The following is a 22292-nucleotide window of genomic DNA, read 5'->3' on the forward strand; positions in this document are numbered from 1 at the left end:
TCATTCGGCGGGGATAGCGGGCGAGGGCGCCGCATCCGGGTGCGCGGCCTCCGGTCCACCGGTCTCGGGCTGCAGCCGCCAGCATACGATCACGGCGAGCGCGGCGGCCGCGCCGAGGGCCAGGAATGCGGCGCTGTAGCCGCCATGGACGACGACCAGGCCCGCCAGCGCGGTCGACAGCGCCGCGCCAATGCTCTGCGCTGTAGTCACGGCGCCCTGAGCAATGTTGAAGCGGCCGGTGCCGCGCATCAGGTCTGCGACGATCACCGGCATGATCGTGCCGAAGATGCCGGCGCCGGGGCGCGCGAAGCGCGCACTACCTACTCAGCGCGGCAGCGGCGCCTTCTCGGCCATCGCCTTGCGCAGGATGCGCGACAGCGACTCCACCGAATAGGGCTTCTTGATCAGCTCGAAGCCGTGATGGGCGTTCTCCGCGAGCACGTGGCTGTAGCCGGATGTCAGCACCACCGGCAGGCCGGGATAGCGGTCGCGGATGATGCCGGCGAGCTCCAGGCCGTTGATGCCGGGCATGATGACGTCGGAGAACACGAGGTCGACCGCGAATTCGTCGTTCGCCAGGATTGCCAGCGCATCGGCGGCATTGGCGACGCGGCGCGTCACATAGCCGAGGTCCTCGAGCAGCTCGGTCGAGAACTGCCCCACCTCGTCATTGTCCTCGACCACGAGCACGCGGTAGCCGCGCCCGATGGTCGCCGGCTCGATGCGCGCGGAGCCGGCTTCCGTTCCGGATTGCGGAGCCGTGGCCTGCGGCAGGTAGATCGTGAAGGTCGCGCCGTGGCCGATGCGGCTGTCGACCGCGATGTCGCCTTCGGACTGCTTGGCAAAGCCGAACGCCTGGCTGAGGCCGAGACCCGTGCCCTTGCCGACCTCCTTGGTGGTGAAGAAGGGTTCGAAGATCGCGTTGAGATGTTGAGGCGCGATGCCGCCCCCGGTGTCGGCGACCGAAATCGCGATGAAGGCACCGGGCCGGGCGCCCTGGCCACGCAAGGCCGGGATGCTCTCGGTCCGCTGCACGCCGATTTTCAGATGTCCTTCACCGTTCATGGCGTCGCGCGCATTGACGGCGAGGTTGATCAGCGCAGTCTGAAATTGCGCGACGTCGGCGAGGGTGAACAGTCCGCTGTTCGTGACCGCGAGCTCGATCTGGATGCGGCCGCCGACGAGAGGACGGATCAGCTGCACGACATTCTCGACCTGCTCGCCAACATTGAACACCTGCGGCGTCAAGGGTTGCCGCCGCGCGAAGGCCAGCAGTTGCGCGGTCAGCTTCGAGGCGCGCTCTACCGTCTCGGAGATCGCGTCGACATAGCGCCGGCGCCGCTCCTCGGGGAGATCGCGGCGGCGCAGGAAGTCGGTGGCCGAGCGGATGATGGTGAGCAGGTTGTTGAAATCGTGCGCGACGCCGCCGGTGAGCTGGCCGATCGCCTCCATCTTCTGCGACTGCCGCAACAGCTCCTCGCCCTGGATGCGCTCGGTGACGTCGACCGCCTCGGCGACCGCGCCGGTGACCACATCATGCTGGTCGAACAGAGGCCGCATCGAAAGCTCGAAATGTCGCTGGCCGCTGGCGAAATCGAGCCGCATCTCGGTCCGAAAGCTCTCGCCGGAGAGAACGCGGGCGAACGCCTTGCGCAGCATCTCGGTCACGCCCGGCGTATGGGTGAACCAGGGCGCATCCCAGAGCGGCTGGCCGATGACGTTCACTTCACCGGCGCGCATGCCGGCGACCGCGATGCGGTTGGCATGCAGCACGCGGCCCTCGACGTCGAGGATGGCCTGATACTGATTGCTGGTGTCGAAGATCGCGCGCATGCGCGCTTCATTGGCCTCGAGTTGGGCGGTGCGGTCCTTGATCCGCTCTTCGAGGGTCTCGTTGATGCGGCGCAGCTCGATCTCGGCCTGCTTGGCGGCCGTGACGTCGTGAGCGACGCCGATGAATCCGACATGTTTGCCGTTCGCGTCCCAGCGCGGCTGCGATTCCGAGCGCAGCCAGCGCCATTCGCCGTCGGCGCGGCGGTAGCGCGCCTCGAGGAAGAACGGCTTCAGCGAGCGCTCTCCCGATTGCTGCTGCTCCAGGATGCGCGGAAGATCCTCGGGATGCAGCACCTTGCGCCAGTCGAAGGCCAGCGTCTCGTCATGGGGCAGGCCGAGGAAATCGACATAGGCGCGATTGACGAAGGAGCGGGTGCGGTCGAGCTTCGTCACCCAGATCGGCACCGGGGCGCTGTCGGCGATCAGCCGGAAGCGCTCCTCGCTCTCGCGCAGCTTGGCCTGCGCCAGCATCTGGTCGGTGACATCGATATGCGCGCCGACCAGGCGGATGGCGCGGCCGTTCCAGTCGCGCTCGATGCGGGCGATGACGCGGACCCACCGGATCTCGCCATCGCTGGGACGGATGATGCGGTATTCGGTGGTGTAGTCCTCCTGCTTGCTCTTGACCGCGGCGATGAACTCCTGCTCGGCCTTGACGCGGTCGTCGGGATGGACGCGCCTGACCCAGTCTTCGTGAGTCTCGTGAACGGCTTCCGGCGGCAGGCCGTGAATGATCAGGTATTCGGGGGAGCGGCGGTTGCGGTAGCCTTCGCGCAGGTCGACCTCGACGCCGCCGACCCGGGCGATCCGCTGGATGCGCGCGAGCTCCGCCTCGCGTTCCTGCAGCGCGCGATAGGCCTCATCGCGATCGCGCGCAATCTCCTCGATATGCTGGCGCAGCGCGTCGGCGGCAGCCTCCGGCCTCACGTCGTCTCTGGGCGCATCCGCGCTGTTCATGCTGACCTGCACTGATGTGGCGAGCAGTCGCCCGAGAATTCCATCGCGGGTGTTCGGAAGCTTGGCGACATTGGGACCAAGGAAAGCAAACTGACCAGAGATTAAGGCGGGCAAACGCCGGCATGACGAGAACGTCGGGGCAGACAAAAAGTTCCGCGCTCCCGGAACGGACTGTTACTGTCGTGCGTCGTCAGGCCCTGAACACCGCAACACGTAGGTCCACGCCGTGAAGCTCTTCGTCTGTCAGGTCTGCACGAACATCCTGTACTTCGAGAATCGGAGCTGCGGGCGCTGTGGCCATCAGCTCGCCTTCATGCCGGAGCGCCAGATCCTGTCGGCGATCGAGCCGGCGGAGGAGGGCTTTCGGACGCTCGCCGACCACGGGACGGGGCGCTTCTTCTGCGCCAATGCCGAGCACGACGCCTGCAACTGGCTGCTCGAGACCGGCGAGACCGCAGGCTTCTGCCGAGCCTGCCGGCACAACGGCACTATTCCCAATCTGTCTGATCCCGCGCAGCTCACGGGATGGCGCGAGCTGGAGGTGGCCAAGCACCGACTGTTCTACTCGCTGATCCGATGGAAGCTCCCTGTGAAGACACGGATCGAGGATCCTGAGCACGGGCTGATCTTCAACTTCCTCGCCGATGACCCCGCCGGCCAGCAGAAGGTCATGACGGGCCACGACAACGGCCTCATCACCATCGCGCTGGCCGAGGCCGACGATTTCGAGCGTGAGCGGCGGCGGCTCGAAATGGGCGAGCCGTACCGGACCTTGCTCGGTCATTTCCGCCACGAGGTCGGGCACTATTTCTGGGACGTGCTGGTGCGCGATGCCGGCAGGCTTGAGGAATACCGGGCCGTGTTCGGCGACGATGCCCAGGACTACGGCGAGGCGCTGAGGCGGCATTACGATCAGGGGCCTCCGGTGGACTGGCAGGACAATTTCGTTTCGGCCTACGCCACCACGCATCCGTGGGAGGATTTTGCCGAGACCTGGGCGCACTACCTCCACATCGTCGATACGCTGGAGATGGCCTCCGAGTTCGGCATCGAGATCGATCCGCCCGCCGACCAGATCGGCGGGCTGACGGCGCGCGTCACCTTCGATCCGTATGTCGCGGAGGATTTCGACACCATCGTCAACGCCTGGCTGCCATTCACCTTCGCCATGAACAGCGTCGCCCGGGCGATGGGCGCGCGCGATCTCTATCCATTCATCCTGACGCCGCCGGTCATCGGCAAGCTCGGCTTCGTCCACCATCTGGTGCGGCAGGGCGCACAGCAAAAGTCTGTCGCTCTGGCTCCCGAAAAGCCACAGGCCGAGCCGCAGCAGGAAGAGATCGGGGCGGCGTGATCCGCCTTGACTCCTTCGAACATAAAGTGAACATGGCGGCGTGACCGGAGCGAGGACCGTCATCGCGCATGCCCAGATCGCAATCCAAGACCGATGCCGCGGACACCGAAGACCTCGCGCTGGACGCCGCCGTAGACCAGGCCATTGCTGCCTGCGGGGGCGATCCGCGGGCGGCCATTCGTGCCCTGATCGTTGCGAACGATTTTCTCGAGACCGAGGTCGGCGAACTGATGAAGGCGGTGTCGCACGCCTATGCCCGCGGACGTTTCCACAGCTATTCCGGCTGACGGCAAGGGACGCAGCTGGCATGCCTCGCCGGACGGCAACGTCGGAACGAGAGGCGGGTTGCGCGCGGGCGATTTTGGTATAGACGAACCGGTCAAGCTCGCGGTGTTACGCCTGTGCCACGAGCGGGGAGCCCGCCCAAAGGTATCAAGCAAGAAATGTTCAAAACCATTCTGATCGCGAACCGCGGCGAGATCGCCTGCCGGGTCATCAAGACCGCCCGCCGCATGGGAATCCGGACCGTTGCGGTCTATTCGGAAGCCGACCGCGATGCGCTTCATGTCGAGATGGCCGATGATGCCGTGCTGATCGGCCCGCCCGCCGCCGCCGAGAGCTATCTCCTGATCGACCGCATCGTCGAGGCCTGCCGCAAGACCGGCGCCGAGGCGGTGCATCCGGGCTACGGCTTCCTGTCCGAGCGCGAGGCGTTTCCGCGGGCGCTGGCCGAGGCTGGCATCGTCTTCATCGGCCCCAACCCCGGCGCCATCGCCGCGATGGGCGACAAGATCGAATCGAAGAAGGCGGCCGCCAAGGCCAAGGTCTCGACCGTGCCAGGCTTCCTCGGCGTCATCGAGGACGACAAGCATGCCGTGCGCATCGCCGACGAGATCGGCTATCCCGTCATGATCAAGGCCTCCGCCGGCGGCGGCGGCAAGGGCATGCGCATCGCGCATTCGACCGCCGAGGTGGCCGAGGGCTTCAACCTCGCCAAGGCCGAGGCCAAGGCCTCGTTCGGCGACGACCGCGTCTTCATCGAGAAGTTCATCGTCGATCCCCGCCACATCGAGATCCAGGTGCTCGGTGACAAGCATGGCAACGTGATCTATCTCGGCGAGCGCGAGTGCTCGATCCAGCGCCGCAATCAGAAGGTCATCGAGGAGGCGCCGTCGCCGCTGCTCGACGAGGAGACGCGGCGCAAGATGGGCGAGCAGGCGGTCGCGCTCGCCAAGGCCGTGAACTACGACTCCGCCGGCACCGTGGAGTTCGTCGCCGGCCAGGACAAGAGCTTCTACTTCCTGGAGATGAACACCCGCCTGCAGGTCGAGCATCCCGTCACCGAGCTCGTCACCGGCATCGATCTCGTCGAGCAGATGATCCGCGTCGCTGCCGGCGAGAAGCTCGCGCTTGCGCAGAAGGACGTCGCGCTGACCGGCTGGGCGGTGGAGTCGCGCGTCTATGCGGAAGATCCGTTCCGCAGCTTCCTGCCCTCGATCGGGCGCCTCGTGAAGTATCGCCCGCCGGCCGAGAGCAAGGCGGACGGCATCACCGTGCGCAACGACACCGGCGTGCAGGAGGGCGGCGAGATCTCGATCTACTACGATCCGATGATCGCCAAGCTGGTCACCCATGCGCCGTCGCGGGCTGCCGCGATCGAGGCGCAGTCGACCGCGCTCGACGCGTTCTATGTCGACGGCATCCGCCACAACATCCCGTTCCTGTCGGCGCTGATGAACCATCCGCGCTGGCGCGAGGGAAGGCTGTCGACCGGCTTCATCGCCGAGGAGTTTCCCAAGGGCTTCGCCGCGCGTGCGCCGGAAGGCGAGATCGCGCGCCGGCTGGCGGCGGTGGGCGCCGCGATCGACCACGTGCTCGGCGAGCGCAAGCGGCAGATTTCGCAGCAGATGATCGGCCGGCCCGTGAAGCGGCAGGGCCGCCGCGCGGTGTGGCTCGGACGCGACGAGATCCTGCTCGACATCACCAGGGAGAACGGCGCGATCACGGTTCGCTTCGTCGGGGCCGACGGCAAGGTCGGCCCGGCGCATCAGTTGGTGTCGGACTGGAAACCGGGCGATGCGGTCTGGCACGGCACCATCGATGGCGCGGCCATCGCAGTGCAGACGCGCCTCATTGCGAACGGTGTGCGGCTTGCGCATCAGGGCGTCGAAGCGCCAGTCTACGTCTACACGGAAGCCGAGGCGACCGCGGCGCGGCTGATGCCGGTCGTCACCGCCGGCGACAGCGGCAAGAAGCTGTTGTGCCCGATGCCCGGCCTCGTGGTCTCGATCGCCGTGACCGAAGGGCAGGAGGTCAAGGCCGGCGAGACGCTCGCCGTGGTCGAAGCCATGAAGATGCAGAACGTGCTGCGCGCCGAGCAGGACGGTACGGTGAAGAAGATCCACGCGACAGCCGGCGCTACGCTTGCGGTGGACGCGCTGATCCTGGAGTTTGCGTAAGCAGCAGTCATCGTCATTGCGAGCGCAGCGACGCAATCCAGAGCTCGACAGATAGCTCTGGATTGCTTCGTCGCTGCGCTCCTCGCAATGACGGGAGAGAGGAGGCGAGGATGACCTTCCGTGCATGCAGAGAGGCGCTCCGTGCGATCCTCGCCGGCGATCGCTGCATCCATCCGGGCTCGGTGTACGACGCGATCTCGATCCGCATCGCCGAAGATCTCGGCTTTGAGCTCGGCATGTTCGGCGGTTCGGCTGCCTCGCTCGCCGTCCTCGGCGATCCCGACATCGCGCTGATCACATTGACCGAGTTGGCCGAGCAGATGCGGCGGATGTCGCGCGCCGCCGCGCTGCCGGTGCTGGTCGATGCCGATCACGGCTATGGCAATGCGATGAACGTGCGCCGCACGGTGCAGGAGCTGGAGGCGGCCGGTGCCGCGGGTCTCACCATCGAGGATACGCTGCTGCCGCAGGCTTTTGGCGAGGCGAAGCCGCAGTTGATCTCGCTCGCCGAAGGGGTCGGCAAGGTGAGGGCAGCGCTCGACGGCCGAGGCGATCCCGCGCTGGTCATTCTGGGGCGAACCGGGGCCGTCTCCATCGCCTCGCTCGACGACGCGATCATGCGCGCCAAAGCCTACGAGGCCTGCGGCGTCGACGGCCTGTTCTTCACCGGCATCACCTCGCGCGATCAGCTCGATGCAATTACGGCAGTCACCACATTGCCGATCGTGCTCGGTGGCGCGCCGGAGGAGATGTCCGATCTCGGCTATCTCGCCTCGCGCCGCGTCCGCGTCGCGCTGCAGGGCCATGCACCGATCGCGGCCGCGACGCAGGCGGTGCATGAGACGCTGAAGGCGCTGCGCAACGGCGCCTCGCCGAAGCAGCTCAAGGGGCTGCCGTCGGCCGAACTGACCGCGCGCGTCATGCGCGATGGCGACGTGAAGAAGAGACTTCGCGAGTTCCTGGGGCTTGGTTCATGATCGGTCGCGCCATCGTCCACGTCACGGTCCGCGGCCGCGTCCAGGGCGTCGGCTACCGCGCCTGGGTCGAGGACCAGGCCATCCTCAACGGGCTCGAAGGCTGGGTCCGCAACCGCAGCGACCGCAGCGTCGAGGCGGTCTTCGCCGGTCCCGCCGATGACGTCGCGGCGATGGTCACGGCCTGCCGCAAAGGGCCGCCGGCTGCGCGTGTCGACGACGTGATCGACGTCGCCGGGACGGTCGATCAGCTCGCATTGCGTCGGCCCGGCGAATCGTTCTCGGTGCTGCAGACGGCGTAGTCGTCTTCCGTTGCCGACTACCGATCGTGCACATTTGTCGGCTTCCTGTTCTGGACGGCTTTGGTCCTGCTGCGGGTGCATTTCACCCGCGGTGCACCGTAGAGCGGCCGCTGTCGCTCACGCCGCGGAGATCACCAGCGCCTGTATGCGGCCCTCGATCGGTCCGTCGCCGAACCGGCGCGCCAGCGCGTCCGCGGCCGCCTGCGTGACGGCTGCGAGGCCGGGCGTGCCGCGCGCTTCGATCTCGCCGCGCATCGGCGTGCCCTGGCAGAACGCCATTGCCGACTGATGTGGCGAGGCGGCGCGGCTGCGATGTGCAACCGTCTCGATCACGATATCGGTGAAGCCTGCTGCTGTCAGATCGGCCTCGATCCGCCCGGTGTCGTAGTAGCCGTGCGGAGTCCGGGTGAAGAACTGCGGCGGGTTTTCGGGGAACACCTGCTGCAACGTCTCGTGAACGACGTGAGGGATTTCGTTCTCCTCGATCCGGTCCCAGACATTGAAGACGAAACGTCCTCCGGGCCTGAGCACGCGGCGGGCCTCAGCATAACCCTTGACGCGATCGGGGAAGAACATCGCGCCGAACTGACATGCGACGGCATCGAAGCTCGCGTCGGCAAAGGGCAGGGCCAGCGCATCCGCTTGACGAAATGCGATGCGGCTCTCGGTGGCGAGATGCGTCTTCGCCTGTGCGAGCATCGGCTCGTTGAGGTCGGTGGCGGTGATCCGGACCTCCGGCGGCAGTTGCGCGTGCAGCGCCCTCGTGACCACGCCGGTGCCCGCCGCCGTCTCCAGCACGTCGCGCGGCAGGCAGGCCGCGATGCGCCGCGCAAGATCCTGCGCGTAGGGCACGAAGATCAAGGGCACCAACAGTTGATCGTAGATCTGCGGGATCGATCCGGTGAAAGCCTTGTCGGATGCCGTCATGGCTTGCTCCTGTTGCAGATGGGGCAGGCGGGGATCAGGCGGTCTCGGCGCGCGCAAGAGGGGCGCTGTAACATCCGTCTTGCCGGCCACCCGCCCGGTTCAAATAAGACGCTCTTGACATTCACTCTCTGTAGTCAGATATTTCTGTCATGACAGAAACACCAGGCAATCGGAAGCTTCCGCCCGCCGTCGAGCGCTTCATCCTCAACTGGGGCGACATGGGCGACCAGTGGGGTGTGAACCGCTCGGTGAGTCAGATCCACGGCCTGCTGTATCTCGCCGAGAAGCCGATGACGGCGGAGGACATCGCCGACACGCTCGGCATGGCCCGCTCCAATGTCTCGAACTCGCTGAAGGAGTTGCTCGCCTGGGGCTTGATCCGGCGCGTGCCGATCCTCGGCGACCGCCGCGATCATTTCGAGGCCGAGACCGACATCTGGGAGGTGGCGCAGCGGATCGCGGCCGGCCGCAAGGAACGCGAGATCGATCCGGCCATCGCGGCGCTGCGCGCCTGCGTCGCGGAAGCGACCGGAGATCCCACGATCAGCGCGGTCGCAGCCAAGCGTCTGAAAGACATGCTGGCGTTCACCGAGCTGATCGACCGCTGGTACGTGCAGATGCTGAGGGTGCCGCGGCCGCGTCTCGTCGCGCTGATCAAGCTCGGCGAGAAGATTGCAAATCTGTTGCCGTCGGGAAGGTCCAGGTCCGGCAGCGCTTGAGGAGAGTGGAGGGCGTCATGGTCACCATGCGACATCTCGGACTTTCAACGCCCTCCAGCGCCCGGCTCCATGATGATCACAGGTTTCGTGCGCTGCTGTCCGCCGAAGACTGGGGACGACTGCCGGTGTCGATCTGGCGCCGCTTCTCCAAGAAACTCGCCGATGGCGCCACCGTCGTCTATGTCGGCGAGGTCGATCAGGCCGAGATCAGCCGTGCCGGCTTCTGGTTCGCGCATCTGGCACGGCTGATCGGCGGGCCGCTGCCGACGCGCGCGGACATCGGTGTGCCGATGATCGTCGCGGTGACGGAGGACGCGGCGAGAGGCGGTCAGATCTGGACGCGCATCTGCGGGCGCCCGCATGGCTTCCCGCAGGTGATCCATTCCGCCAAGCGCTTCGCCGGTCCAACGGGGCTCGAGGAATATCTCGGCTGGGGCCTTAGCATGAGCCTGCGTGTCGGCGTCGCCGATGGGGCGCTTCATTTCCATAGCGCCGGCTACACGTTCGACTTCGCGGGCCGGCGCTGGGCGCTGCCGGCATGGCTCACGCCCGGCGACCTCACCGTCACCCATTCCGATCTCGGCAGCGGCGTCTTTCGCTTCTCGCTCGAGATCACCCACCCGCGCTTCGGGCGCATCATCCGCCAGAGCGCCGTGTTCTGGGAGTCCACACCATGACGCCGCTGCTCTGGTCCCTGATCGCGCTCCAGATCGTGATGGGCGTGTTCGACACCTTCTATCACCATGAGTTCACTGAGCGCCTGGCGTGGCGGCCGTCGCAGCAGGGCGAGCTCAAGCTGCACGGTATCCGCAACGTGCTCTATGCGCTGCTGTTCGCCGTCCTCGGCTGGTGCGAGGTGCATGGCCTGTTCGCAATCCTCCTGCTCGCGGTGCTCGTGGCCGAGATCGCCATCACCTTGACCGATTTCGTCGAGGAGGATCTGACGCGCAGGCTGCCACCGAGCGAGCGTATCAATCACACTCTGCTCGCCATCAACTACGGCGCGATCCTGATGCTGCTGGTGCCGCTGCTGATCGGCTGGGCGACGCGGCCTTCTGCGATCGTGCCGGCCTATGCGGGCGTGCTGAGCTGGATTGCTGCCGCGGCCGCGGTTGGCGCTGCTCTGTGCGGTCTGCGCGACTTCACCGCGGCACGGCGCCTGGCGCGGATGTCACAGCCCGATGCCGCCGCGCTGGTCGCGGCGCTGCCGCCGGCGCAGACCATTCTCGTCACCGGTGCGACCGGCTTCATCGGCACGCGGCTGGCGGCGAGTCTCACCGCGGCCGGCCATCACGTCGTCGCTTTGGTGCGCGACCCGGCCAAGGCCGCCGCGTTGCCGGCGCCACTGACCTTGATCACCGGTCTCGATCAGCTCGCCTCCGACACCCGCATCGACGCGATCGTCAATCTCGCCGGCGAGCCGATCGGCAACGCGCCATGGACCGCGGCCAAGCGCGCCACGATCCTGCAGTCCCGGCTGGCTACGACGGAAGCCGTCGTCTCTCTGATTGCGCGGCTCGACCGCAAGCCGAGTGTATTGGTCAACGGCTCGGCGATCGGCTGGTACGGCCTGTGGCAGGACCAGCCGCTGACCGAATCCGCCAAGTCGCATGCCTGCTTCAGTCATGACCTCTGCGACGCCTGGGAGCAGGCGGCTCGCGGTGCCGAAGCACATGGCGTCCGCGTCGCATTGCTGCGGATCGGTCTCGTCGTCGGCCGCGACGGCGGCTTCCTGGCGCGGATGCTGACGCCGTTCGAATTCGGCCTGGGCGGGCCATTCGGCTCCGGCCTGCAATGGATGTCCTGGATCGAGCGCGACGATCTCGTCCGGCTGATCGCGCATGTGATTGCGACCGAGACCATCACCGGGCCGGTCAATGCGACAGCGCCGCTGCCGGTGCGCAATCTCGCCTTCACCGCCGAGCTCGCGCGCTGCCTGCGGCGACCGGCGCTGCTGCGCGTTCCCGCCGGCCTACTGCGCCGGATCGGCGGCGACCTCGCCGAGGAGCTTTTGCTCGGCGGCCAGCGCGTGGTGCCGAACAAGGCGTTGTCGAGCGGTTTCGTGTTCCGCCATCAGAGCCTGCGCAGCGCGCTCGAAGCCATCCTGTGAGCGGCCGAAAGCCGTCACGATTGCTCGGCGCGCGTCATCGTCGCCGATGGCAACTCGCCGAACGTGGCGCGATAGTAGCGGGCGAAGTGTCCGGCATTGGCAAAGTTGCAGGCGGCGGCCGCCGCCGCAACCGTGACGGCCGGATCGCCGGACCGCAGCATCTCGTGGGCGCGCCGCAGGCGCACCGACTTGGCAAAGGCCATCGGCGAATAGCCGCGCACGCGCTCGAACAGACGGAAGATCGAGCGGGCGCTGACGCCGGCTTCGCGCGCAAGGCGCTCGATCGTGATCGGCTCGCGCCAGTTGGCCTCGATGTAATCTTCGAGCCGCTTGACCAGGCCGAAATCCGGCATCGGAGAGGGATCCAGGAGCGTGTCGCGGAAACGATGACGGCTCGCGCAGAGGAACGCGACATGCACCGCATCCTCCAGCTCGCGATAGACCGCAGCGGGGAACGCCGCATCCTGCTCGTTCAGCTGGGTCGTCAGGAAATCGAGCAGCCGCATCAGGCTGCGGGCCTGCGGATCGGCGGCCGGAATGGCGGGGGCGACCGCAAAGTCGGCGCGCGGCTGCACGCCGACCAGCGCCGTCAGGCGCCGCCGCAGCGCTTGCGGATCGAGCCGCAAAGTGAGGCGTCGATGGCCACCCTGGCACGCCATCTGCCATGGCACGCCGGCCGGCGCGACTGCGAACTGATGCTCGTTGACGTCGGTCGCCTCGCCGCGGGCGCAACTGACCGCGCGTCCCTTCAGGGCGATCTGCACCCTGATGAAGTCGGCCGCACGATGGTCACAGACCATGTCGCAGGTCGTGGTGCCAAAGGCGAGGCCGATGGTCTCGAGTTCGATCAGGTTGACGATCGCCTCGAAGCGCTCGGCGTTCCTGAAGTCGACGCGCTCGGCGCCGAGCCGGCGCCCCGCGAGGTCGCGCAGCACGTCGGCGTTGGAGGTTCGGATCAGCGCGTGGCGATGTAACGGTTCGAGGCCGGTCGCGCCGGTCGAGGCCGGGCTCGGCTTTGCTGGGGCGCTGACGAGGTCAGCTGCGGTCAAGAGACGGTTCAAGCCGCTGCTCCTGAGCTCCGATCATCAACCCATGCTACATCAGGCTCCGCGGGCGTCAATTACTTCGACATCGCGGCGCTTCGGAAGGCCGCGGCCAGCGTGCGCAAGGCCGCGCGCTTGGCCGCATCTCCCGCCTTTGCATGCAGCATCACCTTGGAACGGCCGAGCTTGGGCAGGCCGAGATCCGGTCCGACATCGATCAGTCCGCTCGGCGCGATCCGGCGGGCCAGCGGCGCAACCGCAAGACCGGCGCGCGCGGCCGCCGCAACGGCCGTCACCCCGCCGCCGACGAACGTCTCGCTGAAGCTGATTCGGGCGCGCTCGAGAGCGCGGACCGCGATGCTGCGCACGCCGCAGGGCGGCGCGAGCGTGGCGAGCGGCAGCGTGCCGCCCGCCGGCAGACGAAATCTGGGAGCTGCGAACCAGCCGAACTCGTCCGTGATCAAGGCTTCGCCACCGCGGCGGCTCGCCTCCTGGCGGACGATCACGGCGTCGAGCTTGCCGGCATCGTAGCGGTCGAGCAGGTCGCGCGAGAAGCCGATGCTGACCGACAGGACGAGGTCCGCCATGGCTGCATGCATCTGCTCGAGCATCGGCACCAGCTCGGGGCCGGCGACGTGATCGCTGATCCCCAACGACAGCAGCGGCCGGATGCTGGGGGCTCCGGTGAGCGCGAGGTCATGCGCGGCAACCAGCGCGCGGGCGTTCTCGGCGAAAGCCGCGCCGTCGGCGGTGAGCCGGACCGCGCGCGGCGAACGCTCGAGCAGCCGCTTTCCGAGCAGCGCTTCCAGTCGCTGCAGCTTCAGGCTGACCGCGGCCTGGGTGGTGCCAAGCGTCTCGGCCGCCCGCGTGAAGCTGTGCAGCTCGCTCACCAGCAGAAAGGCGCGGACGGTCGCGATGTCGAGCGTGGCGGTCATATGCGTCTGTTATCATTGATATCCATATCGATAACGTACCAAAATGGGCGGCGTGGGGCTAGCTTTGCTCTCGAAGCGCAGTCACGCGCTCGAGACCGGGAGCCAAAAATGCCATTGATCAACATCGTCTATGCCAGCCAGCGTCGCTCGCCCGCGCTGAAGAAGGACATTGCGGACGCCGTCACCGAACTGACCGCACGCATCCTGCGCAAGGATCCCAAGGTCACCGCCGTCATCGTCTCGGAAGCGGATGCCGCGGACTGGTTCGCCGGCGGCGCCGCGCTGGCGGAGCAGGGGCTTTCAAGCTATTGGATCGACGTCCACGTCAGCGAGGGCACCAATACCAAGGACGAGAAGGCCGCCTATCTCGCCGCGGTGTTCGCGCGCATGGCCGAGCTGATCGGACCGCTGCATCACGAGACCTACCTTCATGTCGACGAGGTCAAGGCGGATGCCTACGGCTTCGGCGGCTTGAGCCAGGAGCGCCGCTATGTCGCGGCGAAGCTCGGCGTGCCGCCGCAGCAGGGCGCTGCGTGAGCTCATGCCGTCTCCGGCTGCGCGACGCTGACGGCGCCGAACACGCTCTCGAACGCCTGCCGGAACGCGATGTCGACATCGGCGAGCGTCACCGGCAGGCCGAGATCGACCAGGCTGGTGACGCCGTAGCGCGGATCGGTCACGCCGCAGGGCACGATGGCCTGAAAGTGCGACAGGTCCGGCTCGACATTGATGGCGATGCCGTGAAAGGTGACCCAGCGCTTCAGCCGCACGCCGATCGCGGCGATCTTGTCCTCATGGCCCTCGCCCTTGTCGGGCCGTTTGACCCAGACGCCGACGCGATCCTCGCGCCGCTCGCCGCGCACGTTGAAGGCGTCGAGGGTGCGGATGATCGTCTCCTCGAGCGCGGCGACATAGGCGCGTACGTCGGGGCGCCGCCGCTTCAGGTCGAGCATGACATAGGCCACCCGCTGGCCGGGCCCATGATAGGTGACCTGGCCGCCACGGCCGGTCGGCACCAGCGGAAAGCGCGGATCGCGCAGGTCTTCCGCCTTGCCCGACGTACCGGAGGTGTAGACCGGCGGGTGTTCGAGCAGCCAGACCATCTCCGCGGCCTCGTTGGCGGCGATCGCCGCCGCCCGCGCCTCCATGAATTCGGTGGCCTGGGCGTAGTCGACCAGCGAATCGGAGATGCACCACGCCACGGCGTTGCCGGGGGGGCCCGCAAAGGTGGTCAGGTCGAGTGTTTGGCGGCTGTTAACCATTGGCTAACCACAACATGGTGATGTCTGGGCAACGAAAATCCAGTCGTGACTTCGGTGGTCCTGCAGTGTCAACCCTCGATAAAGTGACAGTCGACCTGATGGTCGTTCTCGGCACCTGCTCCATGCCCATCCACCAGGTTCTGCGCCTGTCCCGCGGCGCCATCATCGAGCTGGACGCTACCGAGGCTGATGACGTCAAGGTGCTCGCCAACAACCTGCCGATCGCCAACGGGGTCGTGCTGGTCGACCGCAACCGCATCGCGGTCGAGGTCAAGCAGATGCTGCCGCGCTCGCCGACGCCGACGTCGCGATAGCGGCCCCGGGCGGCGCGAAAACCATCCACAATCCGGTATTTTAGGGCAGGGCGGGCCTTGTCCCCCCGACATCGATTTGATACACGGGCGCCACTGATCCGGTGCCGCCCTTCCTCTGGCTCCGGCTTCTTCTTCGCGCTCGTGGCGGAATTGGTAGACGCGCTGCCTTGAGGTGGCAGTGGGTAACACCGTGGGGGTTCGAGTCCCTCCGAGCGCACCATAAATCCTCGTTTAATCCTTGAAATCCTTGAACTTTTTCGGATGTTGCCTGGGAATGTTACCGCTCGTTCCCGCGGGTCGTTGCTGTCCTGTTTTCTGCGACGGGCTTGAGAAAATCCTCCGATGACAGGCTCTGGTCGAACGCGACCACCTCGTCCATTCCGCTGATGCCAGGCTTCTCACGGTTGGCTTGGGCGATGTCGTGAGCCGGCATTTCGGGGTCTCGATGCTGGTACACGACGCGCCGACGAAGGGCCGTTCTTCGGCTACCCGTTTGCTTTCCGCGGCAAGAAGGCGTTGGTGCTGAAGGTCCGGTTCTGTGACGGCAATGGGGGGCGTCTGTTCACCAAACGCATCGACCAGGGCGGCTTCGTGTGGCGCTGCGGGCACCAGTCATGTCACGATGAGCTTGGATCACCCTTCTTTCGAAGTGCGAGCTTCAGGGCGACGCCCCCAATTCTCGAATCCTCGATCCATAGTCGGCCATCATAGAGACTGGTCAGGTCGCGGGCAATCGCCAGACCGAGCCCAGTGCCCGGCTTCGCGTCGTCAAGTCTCGTGCCCACGTCGAATACGCGCATTCGCTCTTCGACTGGAATGCCGGGCCCGTCGTCCTCCACCGTGATCAAGACGGTGCTGTCGAGATCCTCGATCGAAATCACGACGCGGTCATGTGCCCATTTTGCCGCATTGTCGAGCAGGTTGCCGATGAGTTCGGTCAGATCGTTCGTATCGCAGGCAACGACGACGTCGGCTGCTCCTTCGACTTCGAACCGCCGGTCGTGCCCCGGGCTGAATCGCGAGTAGGTATTGATGACGCTCCTCAAGACGTCTGCGACGACCGCAAACGCACCTGCATTCGCGATCGTGGAGGCCTTTGCGCGCGCCGTCTGGTAGTTGATGAGCAGCGCCATTCGCGAGCACTGCTCCGACAGAATCTGAGCGTGGCTCTCCTGGCCGGATGCTTTCAGCCGTGCTGCCTCCTCGTCGAGAATTGCCAGAGGCGTCTTCAGCGCGTGTGCAAAACTTCCTGCGAGCACGCGAGCGCGATCGACCATGATGAGATTTGCCGCAATCATTCCGTTCAACTCGGTGACGAGCGGCATGATTTCCTCCGGCAGGTCCTCGGGCAGCCGCGTGGTCTTGCCGCTGCGCACGTCCACGATGGCGCGACTCATGCGCTGGAGTGGCCGCAGGCCGTAAACGACTTGAGCGTAGGCGGTGCCAACCATGGCGAGGGCCATGATACCCAGCGTCGCGATCAGCGTCAGATTGAGGTGCTGCATCTCGTCACTGATCAGTCGCTCGTCGGCACCGACACGGATTTCGACGGGTTGCCCGAGCCGAGACGGCTCGCTGATGTTTCGGACCATGCGCATCGGCCCAGTCGGTCCCTCCACATTCGTAAGCGCCGTGGAGGGAGGCAGGGAACCCTCGCGAGTCTGATCGGGCGTGAATGAAAGAAAAAGGTCATCCTGTAGCGACGGCGAACGCGCGGTTTCGCCGTTCTGCAGGATGACCTGCCAATACATTCCGGACCTGGCAGGGGAGAAACGCGGATCGCTCAGATTGCGGGCGATGAATAGCCGCTGCGTTGCGTCGATTTCCACGAGGTCGGCGAGCTCGCGGGCGTGATCCAGGAGGTCATGATCGAAGTGGGCCACGACGACACGGCGAATGACGATCGAGAGTCCGAGCCCGCTGGCGAACAAGACGATGGAAATCCAGATCGCGGCGACCACGATCATGCGGGCTCGGAAGTTGCGGCTGAACATTGCTCTATCCGAAGCGATATCCCATGCCTCTGACGGTGCGAATGCAATCACGCCCCAGCTTTCTCCTGAGCCGGGCAATGTAGACTTCGACCGTATTGGAGTCGCGATGGTCGCTGCTCGGATAGATGTGCTCCAGTAGCTCGGTCTGCGACACGATATGATCGGCGCGGCGCATGAGGAGCTCGAGGACGCGCAACTCGAGTGCAGTCAGGTCGACGATCTGCCCGTCCTTCTTGACCAGGCCAGCCGCCGCGTTGAATTCGATCTGCCGGAGGCGGAGCACGGCCTCCGGTCTGCTAGAGACGCGACGGAGCAGCGATTTGACCCGCGCGACCAGCTCCTGCGCCTTGAAGGGCTTTTCGAGATAGTCGTCCGCGCCAGCGTTCAGGCCGTTGACACGCTCGGCCCAGCCGCTGCGGGCCGACAGGATCAGCACCGGCAGCGTGTGCCCGGTATGACGCCAGCGTTGCAGCACGTCGAGGCCCGAAATGCACGGCAGGCCGAGGTCGAGGACCGCGGCATCATAGGGCTGGCTGTTGCCCAGCATCCAGCCCTGCTTGCCATCGGTGGCGAGATCCGCCTCGAAACCGGCATCGGCCAAGCTTTCCCTGATGCGCTCCGCGTAGACGGGCTCGTCCTCTATGAGCAGAATGCGCATTGCCATTCCTCCGGTTGCCGAACGGGTTCCGACGATGATGACACGCGGATCGGGCCCTCGAACGTTATGGATTGATTCCGAGCTCTCTGGCTGCGTCAGCTATGCGCGTGCGCTCCGGGACGTCCTCCGCGAAGACCGACAGTGCGCGTTGCAGCGACTGTTTCGCCGCTTCGACCTCGCCCAGCACGACCCGCGAGCGGATCAACTTGATCCAGCCTTCTACATCGCGCGGTGATTGTTCGAGGCGGCTCGCAAGGCCATCCACCATGCCGCGGATCATGAGGTTGCGGTCCTGTGTGGACATGCTTTCGGCCTTGCGGATGTCCTCGGCGCGGGGGCCGCGCGGCTCCGCCGGCTCGGTCGCGGCGGTCTTGCCGGAGCGCAGGAGCTCCTGCATGCGCTCGGCGGACAGGTTCGGTCGGGCAGGCGATGGTGAGCCGTCATCCTCCCCGAGTTCGCGACGAAGCGCGCCGAGCCGCTGCTTGAGATCGGGCAGCCACGGCTCGTTCGGATCGGCCTCCGATACGATCGCCGTCCAGTCGGCCATCGCACCCCGTTTGTCGCCCTCCTGCTCTTTCACGACGCCGATGAAGAAGCGGGCGCGCGCGTCCTTGGGATCCAGTTTGAGTGCTTCGTCGAAATCCGCGCGGGCTTCGGACGTGACGGTGCCGTCCGCGGCCCGCACCAGCGCTTCGCCGCGTGCGCTGCGGTATTCGGCCGAGCCCGGCCGCAGCTCCATTGCGCGCGCATAGGCCTGTGCCGCCTCGGCAAAGCGCTCGATGTTGAACAGCGACCAGCCCAGCAGCCGCCATCCGTCGGCGTCCTTGGGATTCCGCTCCAGTCTGGTCTGCACACGCTGGATCATCTCTTCGACCGGCGGCAGTCCGCTGCCCTGCTGCGGTCGGTCGCGACCGTCCTGGCTGGTCATCTGCTCCAGCGAGGCAATGGCCCGGGTGCCGGCGTCGGATCGCGCCTCGCCAACCGACCTCGCCGTCGTGCTGCTGGCGGTCTGGCCCGGCGCGGCTGCGGGGACATCCGGATTTCCGATGACCGCGTACAGGATGACGGAGCCGAACACCACCGTCATCGTGACGACGGCGAGCGCAAATTTTCGTTCGGAGCTGGTGAGGGAGGGCGCCGGCGGCTGTTCGGCGGCGGCTGCGGCGAGAATGCGCCGCTTGATCTCGCTGGCCGCGTTCTCGCCATCCGACTTGTCGATCAGGCCCCGTGCGGTTTCGTTCTCGATCTCGCGGAGCTGGTCGTGGTGGACGGCAAGTCCCTGAGCCGAAGCCAACCGTCTCCGCTCGTAGTTGCGGATGAAGGGCGTCGATATCAGCACGGCGGCCACGGAAATCATCGCCGTCAGGATCAGCCATAGCATCATGAAAGGCTCCGTCGATCGAGGATCGCCTCGATGGCTTTGAGTTCGTCGGCGCTGAGCGGAGCGACGTGCTCCGCTCCGAGCGCGGTCGCATTGGCTGCCGCGCGGCGCACGTAGCGGCCGAAGCCGACGATGGCCGCCAGCAGCGCCAGGAGCGGGCCGATCCACAGCGGGATCGTATTCCACTGCAAGGGAGGCTTGAGCAGGACGAAGTTGCCGTAGCGTGCGACCAGGAAGTCCACCGCCTGCCGGTCGCTGTCGCCGGCCTGCAGGCGGTCGCGCAACAGAACCCTCAGATCATGCGCCAATGGAGCGTTCGAATCGTCGATGCTTTGATTCTGACAAACGACGCAGCGCAACTCCTGGCCCAGCGCGCGCGCACGGGCCTCCAGCCCCTCATCCCGCAGCATTTCGTCCGGAAGCACCGCACGGGACGGCGACAAGGTCGCCGTCAGCACGAGCGAGCTGACGAGCAGCGCTCCGGTTAATCCCTTCATCCGCCGGCAGCTCATGACTCGCTCCTGAGTGCCTTCAGCAGAGGTTCGAAATCGTCACGCCATACATCTTCGGTCAGCGGGCCGGGATAGCGGTAGCGGATGCGGCCGGCCCGATCGATCACGAAGGTTTCGGGAACGCCGGTCACGCCGAGGTCGATGCCGGCCCGGCCGGACTCATCGGAGCCGACACGGGCATAGGGACTGCCATGCTTGGCAAGCCAGCGTTTGCCGTCGTTCCGATCGTCCTTCCAGTTCAGTCCGTAGATCGGGATGGCGGAGCTCTCCGCGAGCTTGAGCAGCATCGGGTGCTCGACGCGGCATCCGGGACACCAGGATGCGAACACGTTGAGCAGGACCACATCGCCCTGCAGATCGGTACTGGCAAGACCGCCGCCCTTGCCGTCGAGCGACGCGAGTTGGAAGCGCGGCGTCGGCTTGTCGATCAGGGTCGAGGGCATTCGCCGCGGATCGTTGGTCAGGCTGAAAGCCAATCCAGCGGCCAGTGCGGCGAAGGCCACGAGAGGTATGAGATAGGGTAGGCGCGGCATATCTCGTCCTATTCAGCAGGAACGGCAGTCGGTACGGCCCGCATCGCCCGTCGCGGAGCACCGACACGAAATCTCCGGTCGGCCAGCGAGATGAAGCCGCCGCAAGCCATCATCAGTGCGCCGATCCAGACCAGCGGCACCAGAGGGTGATAGTAGCAGCGCACCGCCCACGCGCCTTTGTCGTCGGGGTCGCCGAGCGTCACGTAGAGGTTCCAGATCAGGTTGGTTCGAATGCCGGCGGCGGTCGTCTGCTGCTGTCTGACGGGATAGAAGCGGCGCTCGCTGGAAAGCTGCGTGAACGGCTTTCCGTTCCGCGTGATGTCGAACGAGCCACGCTCGGCTTCGTAGTTGGGGCCCGGAAATTTTCCGATCGAGCGCAACTTGATGTCATAGCCCGCGAGCTGCAGGCTCTGGCCCGGCCGCAGCATCTGCACCTTCTCGGAGGCCCACGCGGTCATCCCGGTAATGCCTGCGACGGTGACGCCCATTCCCGCATGGGCCAGCACCAGGCCGTAGACCGCGAGCGGGGTGGTGCGCGCGAGGTTGAGCGAGGTCGCCAAGGGAGTCGTCGTGCCGAGGCGCACGCGATGAGCCAGCACCATCAACGAGCCGATCACGAGCCAGACGGCGATGCCGAAGAAGAATGCGACCAGGAAACGCTGTCCGAACGTCGCGACGAGGATTGCGACGGCGACGAATGCCGCAAGCCCCCCGGCCAGACGGAGCCGTTGCAGCGCCGCAACGAGGAGATCGCGCTTCCATTTCAGAGCCGGGCCGATCACCATGGCAAGCAGCAGCGGAACCATGATCGGAACGAACGTCAAGTTGTAGTAGGGAGGGCCGACCGAGATCTTGTCGTTCCCGAGCATGTCGACGAGGAGCGGGTAGAACGTGCCGAGAAACACGGTGGCCACGGCTGCGGTGAGCAGCACATTGTTGAGGACGAGGCCGCTCTCGCGGCTGACCGCTGCAAACAGCGCGCCGTGCTTCAGGCTTGGCGCCCGGATCGCATACAGCGTCAATGCCCCGCCGGTCGCTACCAGGATCAGCGCCAGGATGAATGCGCCACGCGACGGGTCCTGTGCGAAGGCATGAACGCTGGTGAGCACGCCGGACCTCACCAGGAAAGTCCCGATCAGGCTCAATGAGAAGGTCACGATCCCCAGCAGGATCGTCCAGCTCTGGAGGGCGCTCCGACGCTCGACCACAAGGGCGGAATGCAGCAGCGCAGTCCCTGCAAGCCACGGCATGAAGGAGGCGTTCTCGACGGGGTCCCAGAACCACCAGCCGCCCCAGCCGAGCGTGTAGTACGCCCATGCGCTGCCCAGCGTGATTCCAATCGTGAGAAAGCACCAGGCGGCGAGCACCCACGGTCGAACCCAGCGGGCCCAGCCGGCATCGACCTTTCCCTCGATCAGCGCGGCGACCGAGAACGAGAACGCCATCGAGAAGCCGACGTAACCCAGGTACAGAAATGGTGGATGAAAGGCGAGGCCGGGATCCTGCAGAATCGGATTCAGTCCGTTGCCTTCGAGGGGAGCATCGACCAGCCGCGCGAACGGATTCGAGGTCGAGACGATGAACGCCAGAAAGCCGAGGCCGATCATGCCGTGCACGCCGAGAACGTTGCTCTGCAGCCGCTCGGGAAGGTTCGTTCCGAACAATGCAACTGCCGCGCCGAACAAGGAGAGGATCAGGACCCACAGCAGCATGGATCCCTCATGGTTTCCCCAGACTCCGGAGACCTTGTAGAGCAGCGGCTTCAGCGTGTGCGAGTTCGCTGCGACGACCTGGACTGAAAAGTCGGAGTGGACGAACAGCGACGTCAGGCAAGCGAATGCGATCGCGACGAAGAGAAACTGAGTCAGGGCAGCGTGACGAACGAAGCCGGCGATCATCGCGGATTGGCGACGCAGCGCTGCGAACGGAACGATCGACTGTACCAGCGACACGATGAGCGCGAGAATGAGCGCAAACGATCCGGCCTCCGCTGTCATGTAGTATCTCCGACTGCAGCGGATATTC

At 66.0% G+C, this 22292-nt stretch carries 21 protein-coding genes, 1 tRNA gene and 2 pseudogenes; 12 read left to right on the plus strand and 12 right to left on the minus strand.

Annotated features, from left to right (window positions below):
* Both QX124_RS30870 and QX124_RS30875 read right to left on the minus strand, forming a co-directional pair.
* Window positions 1-297: pseudogene (locus QX124_RS30870) on the minus strand (MFS transporter); the annotation flags it as partial.
* Between the two features lie 27 nt (window positions 298-324).
* Window positions 325-2790, minus strand: a complete 2466-nt coding sequence (locus tag QX124_RS30875) for a PAS domain-containing protein (RefSeq protein WP_315799212.1) — start codon at window positions 2788-2790, stop codon at window positions 325-327.
* Window positions 2791-3016: 226 nt separating this feature from the next.
* Between QX124_RS30875 and QX124_RS30880 the strand changes: the two genes are divergently transcribed.
* The 5 genes from QX124_RS30880 to QX124_RS30900 all read left to right on the plus strand — a co-directional run bounded on the left by QX124_RS30880 (window position 3017) and on the right by QX124_RS30900 (window position 7879).
* Window positions 3017-4144, plus strand: a complete 1128-nt coding sequence (locus QX124_RS30880; protein ID WP_315799213.1) for a putative zinc-binding peptidase — start codon at window positions 3017-3019, stop codon at window positions 4142-4144.
* Window positions 4145-4212: 68 nt separating this feature from the next.
* Complete coding sequence (locus QX124_RS30885; protein WP_315737681.1) at window positions 4213-4431, plus strand: hypothetical protein; 219 nt, start codon at window positions 4213-4215, stop codon at window positions 4429-4431.
* A 156-nt stretch (window positions 4432-4587) separates the two neighbouring features.
* Entirely contained in the window at window positions 4588-6603 is a 2016-nt protein-coding gene (locus tag QX124_RS30890) for an acetyl/propionyl/methylcrotonyl-CoA carboxylase subunit alpha (RefSeq protein ID WP_315799214.1), read from the plus strand.
* Between the two features lie 110 nt (window positions 6604-6713).
* Window positions 6714-7580: an isocitrate lyase/PEP mutase family protein gene (locus tag QX124_RS30895; protein WP_315737683.1), complete on the plus strand. Its 867-nt coding sequence runs from the start codon at window positions 6714-6716 to the stop codon at window positions 7578-7580.
* Window positions 7577-7879: an acylphosphatase gene (locus QX124_RS30900; RefSeq protein WP_315737684.1), complete on the plus strand. Its 303-nt coding sequence runs from the start codon at window positions 7577-7579 to the stop codon at window positions 7877-7879. The genes QX124_RS30895 and QX124_RS30900 overlap by 4 nt, the downstream gene beginning before the upstream one ends.
* A 117-nt stretch (window positions 7880-7996) precedes the next feature.
* Here QX124_RS30900 and QX124_RS30905 read toward each other — a convergent pair whose 3' ends face one another.
* Window positions 7997-8806: a class I SAM-dependent methyltransferase gene (locus tag QX124_RS30905; protein WP_315776566.1), complete on the minus strand. Its 810-nt coding sequence runs from the start codon at window positions 8804-8806 to the stop codon at window positions 7997-7999.
* Between the two features lie 149 nt (window positions 8807-8955).
* Here QX124_RS30905 and QX124_RS30910 point away from each other — a divergent pair, with 149 nt between their 5' ends.
* The 3 genes from QX124_RS30910 to QX124_RS30920 are packed head-to-tail and all read left to right on the plus strand — an operon-like array spanning window position 8956 to window position 11635.
* Entirely contained in the window at window positions 8956-9525 is a 570-nt protein-coding gene (locus QX124_RS30910) for a GbsR/MarR family transcriptional regulator (RefSeq protein WP_315799215.1), read from the plus strand.
* A 17-nt stretch (window positions 9526-9542) separates the two neighbouring features.
* On the plus strand, window positions 9543-10202 hold the full coding sequence (locus QX124_RS30915; RefSeq protein WP_315799216.1) for a DUF4166 domain-containing protein: 660 nt from the start codon (window positions 9543-9545) through the stop codon (window positions 10200-10202).
* Window positions 10199-11635, plus strand: coding sequence for a TIGR01777 family oxidoreductase (locus QX124_RS30920; RefSeq protein WP_315799217.1), 1437 nt, complete (start codon window positions 10199-10201; stop codon window positions 11633-11635). Before QX124_RS30915 ends, QX124_RS30920 begins: the two co-directional genes overlap by 4 nt.
* A 14-nt stretch (window positions 11636-11649) precedes the next feature.
* On the opposite strand, the gene QX124_RS30925 is transcribed toward QX124_RS30920, so the two are convergent.
* Together QX124_RS30925 and QX124_RS30930 are read right to left on the minus strand one after the other, a co-directional pair.
* A complete protein-coding gene (locus QX124_RS30925; protein ID WP_315799218.1) occupies window positions 11650-12696 on the minus strand; it encodes an AraC family transcriptional regulator in 1047 nt (348 codons plus the stop codon).
* 59 nt (window positions 12697-12755) lie between these two features.
* Window positions 12756-13613, minus strand: a complete 858-nt coding sequence (locus tag QX124_RS30930) for a LysR family transcriptional regulator (RefSeq protein WP_315799219.1) — start codon at window positions 13611-13613, stop codon at window positions 12756-12758.
* Window positions 13614-13721: 108 nt separating this feature from the next.
* Here QX124_RS30930 and QX124_RS30935 point away from each other — a divergent pair, with 108 nt between their 5' ends.
* Entirely contained in the window at window positions 13722-14150 is a 429-nt protein-coding gene (locus tag QX124_RS30935) for a 4-oxalocrotonate tautomerase family protein (protein WP_315774009.1), read from the plus strand.
* 2 nt (window positions 14151-14152) lie between these two features.
* Here QX124_RS30935 and lipB read toward each other — a convergent pair whose 3' ends face one another.
* Window positions 14153-14875 (minus strand): lipoyl(octanoyl) transferase LipB, encoded by a 723-nt coding sequence (lipB, locus tag QX124_RS30940; RefSeq protein WP_315737691.1) that lies wholly within the window; start codon window positions 14873-14875, stop codon window positions 14153-14155.
* 20 nt (window positions 14876-14895) lie between these two features.
* Here lipB and QX124_RS30945 point away from each other — a divergent pair, with 20 nt between their 5' ends.
* From QX124_RS30945 to QX124_RS31950, 3 genes and pseudogenes are all read left to right on the plus strand, one after another.
* On the plus strand, window positions 14896-15189 hold the full coding sequence (locus QX124_RS30945; protein ID WP_409997775.1) for a FliM/FliN family flagellar motor switch protein: 294 nt from the start codon (window positions 14896-14898) through the stop codon (window positions 15187-15189).
* A gap of 135 nt (window positions 15190-15324) precedes the next feature.
* A tRNA-Leu gene (locus tag QX124_RS30950) sits at window positions 15325-15409 on the plus strand.
* Window positions 15410-15666: 257 nt separating this feature from the next.
* Window positions 15667-15900 (plus strand): annotated as a pseudogene (locus QX124_RS31950) (hypothetical protein); the annotation flags it as partial.
* On the opposite strand, the gene QX124_RS30955 reads toward QX124_RS31950, so the two are convergent.
* From QX124_RS30955 to QX124_RS30980, 6 genes are all read right to left on the minus strand, one after another.
* Window positions 15807-17183: a HAMP domain-containing sensor histidine kinase gene (locus QX124_RS30955; protein WP_315780967.1), complete on the minus strand. Its 1377-nt coding sequence runs from the start codon at window positions 17181-17183 to the stop codon at window positions 15807-15809. The pseudogene QX124_RS31950 and the gene QX124_RS30955 overlap by 94 nt on opposite strands.
* Before the next feature lie 4 nt (window positions 17184-17187).
* Window positions 17188-17841, minus strand: a complete 654-nt coding sequence (locus QX124_RS30960) for a response regulator transcription factor (RefSeq protein WP_315737693.1) — start codon at window positions 17839-17841, stop codon at window positions 17188-17190.
* Window positions 17842-17905: 64 nt separating this feature from the next.
* On the minus strand, window positions 17906-19225 hold the full coding sequence (gene ccmI, locus QX124_RS30965) for a c-type cytochrome biogenesis protein CcmI (RefSeq protein WP_315780969.1): 1320 nt from the start codon (window positions 19223-19225) through the stop codon (window positions 17906-17908).
* On the minus strand, window positions 19222-19734 hold the full coding sequence (locus tag QX124_RS30970) for a cytochrome c-type biogenesis protein (protein WP_315737695.1): 513 nt from the start codon (window positions 19732-19734) through the stop codon (window positions 19222-19224). Before QX124_RS30970 ends, ccmI begins: the two co-directional genes overlap by 4 nt.
* The gene (locus QX124_RS30975; RefSeq protein ID WP_315737696.1) at window positions 19731-20267 is read right to left on the minus strand and encodes a DsbE family thiol:disulfide interchange protein; all 537 of its coding nucleotides are present in this window, start codon (window positions 20265-20267) and stop codon (window positions 19731-19733) included. The genes QX124_RS30970 and QX124_RS30975 overlap by 4 nt, the downstream gene beginning before the upstream one ends.
* Before the next feature lie 8 nt (window positions 20268-20275).
* Window positions 20276-22264 carry a heme lyase CcmF/NrfE family subunit gene (locus QX124_RS30980; protein WP_315776559.1) on the minus strand — a complete coding sequence of 663 codons (1989 nt, stop codon included), beginning with the start codon at window positions 22262-22264 and terminating at the stop codon, window positions 20276-20278.
* Between the last annotated feature and the right edge of the window lie 28 nt (window positions 22265-22292).

The organism is Bradyrhizobium sp. SZCCHNRI3043 (genome assembly GCF_032377735.1).
GTDB lineage: Bacteria > Pseudomonadota > Alphaproteobacteria > Rhizobiales > Xanthobacteraceae > Bradyrhizobium.

Coding starts and splice junctions, on each gene's coding strand:
- QX124_RS30875 (WP_315799212.1), bottom strand. CDS start 2,790: ATGAACAGCGCGGATGCGCCCAGAGACGACGTGAGGCCGGAGGCTGCC.
- QX124_RS30885 (WP_315737681.1), top strand. CDS start 4,213: ATGCCCAGATCGCAATCCAAGACCGATGCCGCGGACACCGAAGACCTC.
- QX124_RS30890 (WP_315799214.1), top strand. CDS start 4,588: ATGTTCAAAACCATTCTGATCGCGAACCGCGGCGAGATCGCCTGCCGG.
- QX124_RS30895 (WP_315737683.1), top strand. CDS start 6,714: ATGACCTTCCGTGCATGCAGAGAGGCGCTCCGTGCGATCCTCGCCGGC.
- QX124_RS30900 (WP_315737684.1), top strand. CDS start 7,577: ATGATCGGTCGCGCCATCGTCCACGTCACGGTCCGCGGCCGCGTCCAG.
- QX124_RS30905 (WP_315776566.1), bottom strand. CDS start 8,806: ATGACGGCATCCGACAAGGCTTTCACCGGATCGATCCCGCAGATCTAC.
- QX124_RS30910 (WP_315799215.1), top strand. CDS start 8,956: ATGACAGAAACACCAGGCAATCGGAAGCTTCCGCCCGCCGTCGAGCGC.
- QX124_RS30915 (WP_315799216.1), top strand. CDS start 9,543: ATGGTCACCATGCGACATCTCGGACTTTCAACGCCCTCCAGCGCCCGG.
- QX124_RS30920 (WP_315799217.1), top strand. CDS start 10,199: ATGACGCCGCTGCTCTGGTCCCTGATCGCGCTCCAGATCGTGATGGGC.
- QX124_RS30930 (WP_315799219.1), bottom strand. CDS start 13,613: ATGACCGCCACGCTCGACATCGCGACCGTCCGCGCCTTTCTGCTGGTG.
- QX124_RS30935 (WP_315774009.1), top strand. CDS start 13,722: ATGCCATTGATCAACATCGTCTATGCCAGCCAGCGTCGCTCGCCCGCG.
- lipB (WP_315737691.1), bottom strand. CDS start 14,875: ATGGTTAACAGCCGCCAAACACTCGACCTGACCACCTTTGCGGGCCCC.
- QX124_RS30945 (WP_409997775.1), top strand. CDS start 14,896: ATGTCTGGGCAACGAAAATCCAGTCGTGACTTCGGTGGTCCTGCAGTG.
- QX124_RS30955 (WP_315780967.1), bottom strand. CDS start 17,183: ATGTTCAGCCGCAACTTCCGAGCCCGCATGATCGTGGTCGCCGCGATC.
- QX124_RS30960 (WP_315737693.1), bottom strand. CDS start 17,841: ATGCGCATTCTGCTCATAGAGGACGAGCCCGTCTACGCGGAGCGCATC.
- ccmI (WP_315780969.1), bottom strand. CDS start 19,225: ATGATGCTATGGCTGATCCTGACGGCGATGATTTCCGTGGCCGCCGTG.
- QX124_RS30970 (WP_315737695.1), bottom strand. CDS start 19,734: ATGAGCTGCCGGCGGATGAAGGGATTAACCGGAGCGCTGCTCGTCAGC.
- QX124_RS30975 (WP_315737696.1), bottom strand. CDS start 20,267: ATGCCGCGCCTACCCTATCTCATACCTCTCGTGGCCTTCGCCGCACTG.
- QX124_RS30980 (WP_315776559.1), bottom strand. CDS start 22,264: ATGACAGCGGAGGCCGGATCGTTTGCGCTCATTCTCGCGCTCATCGTG.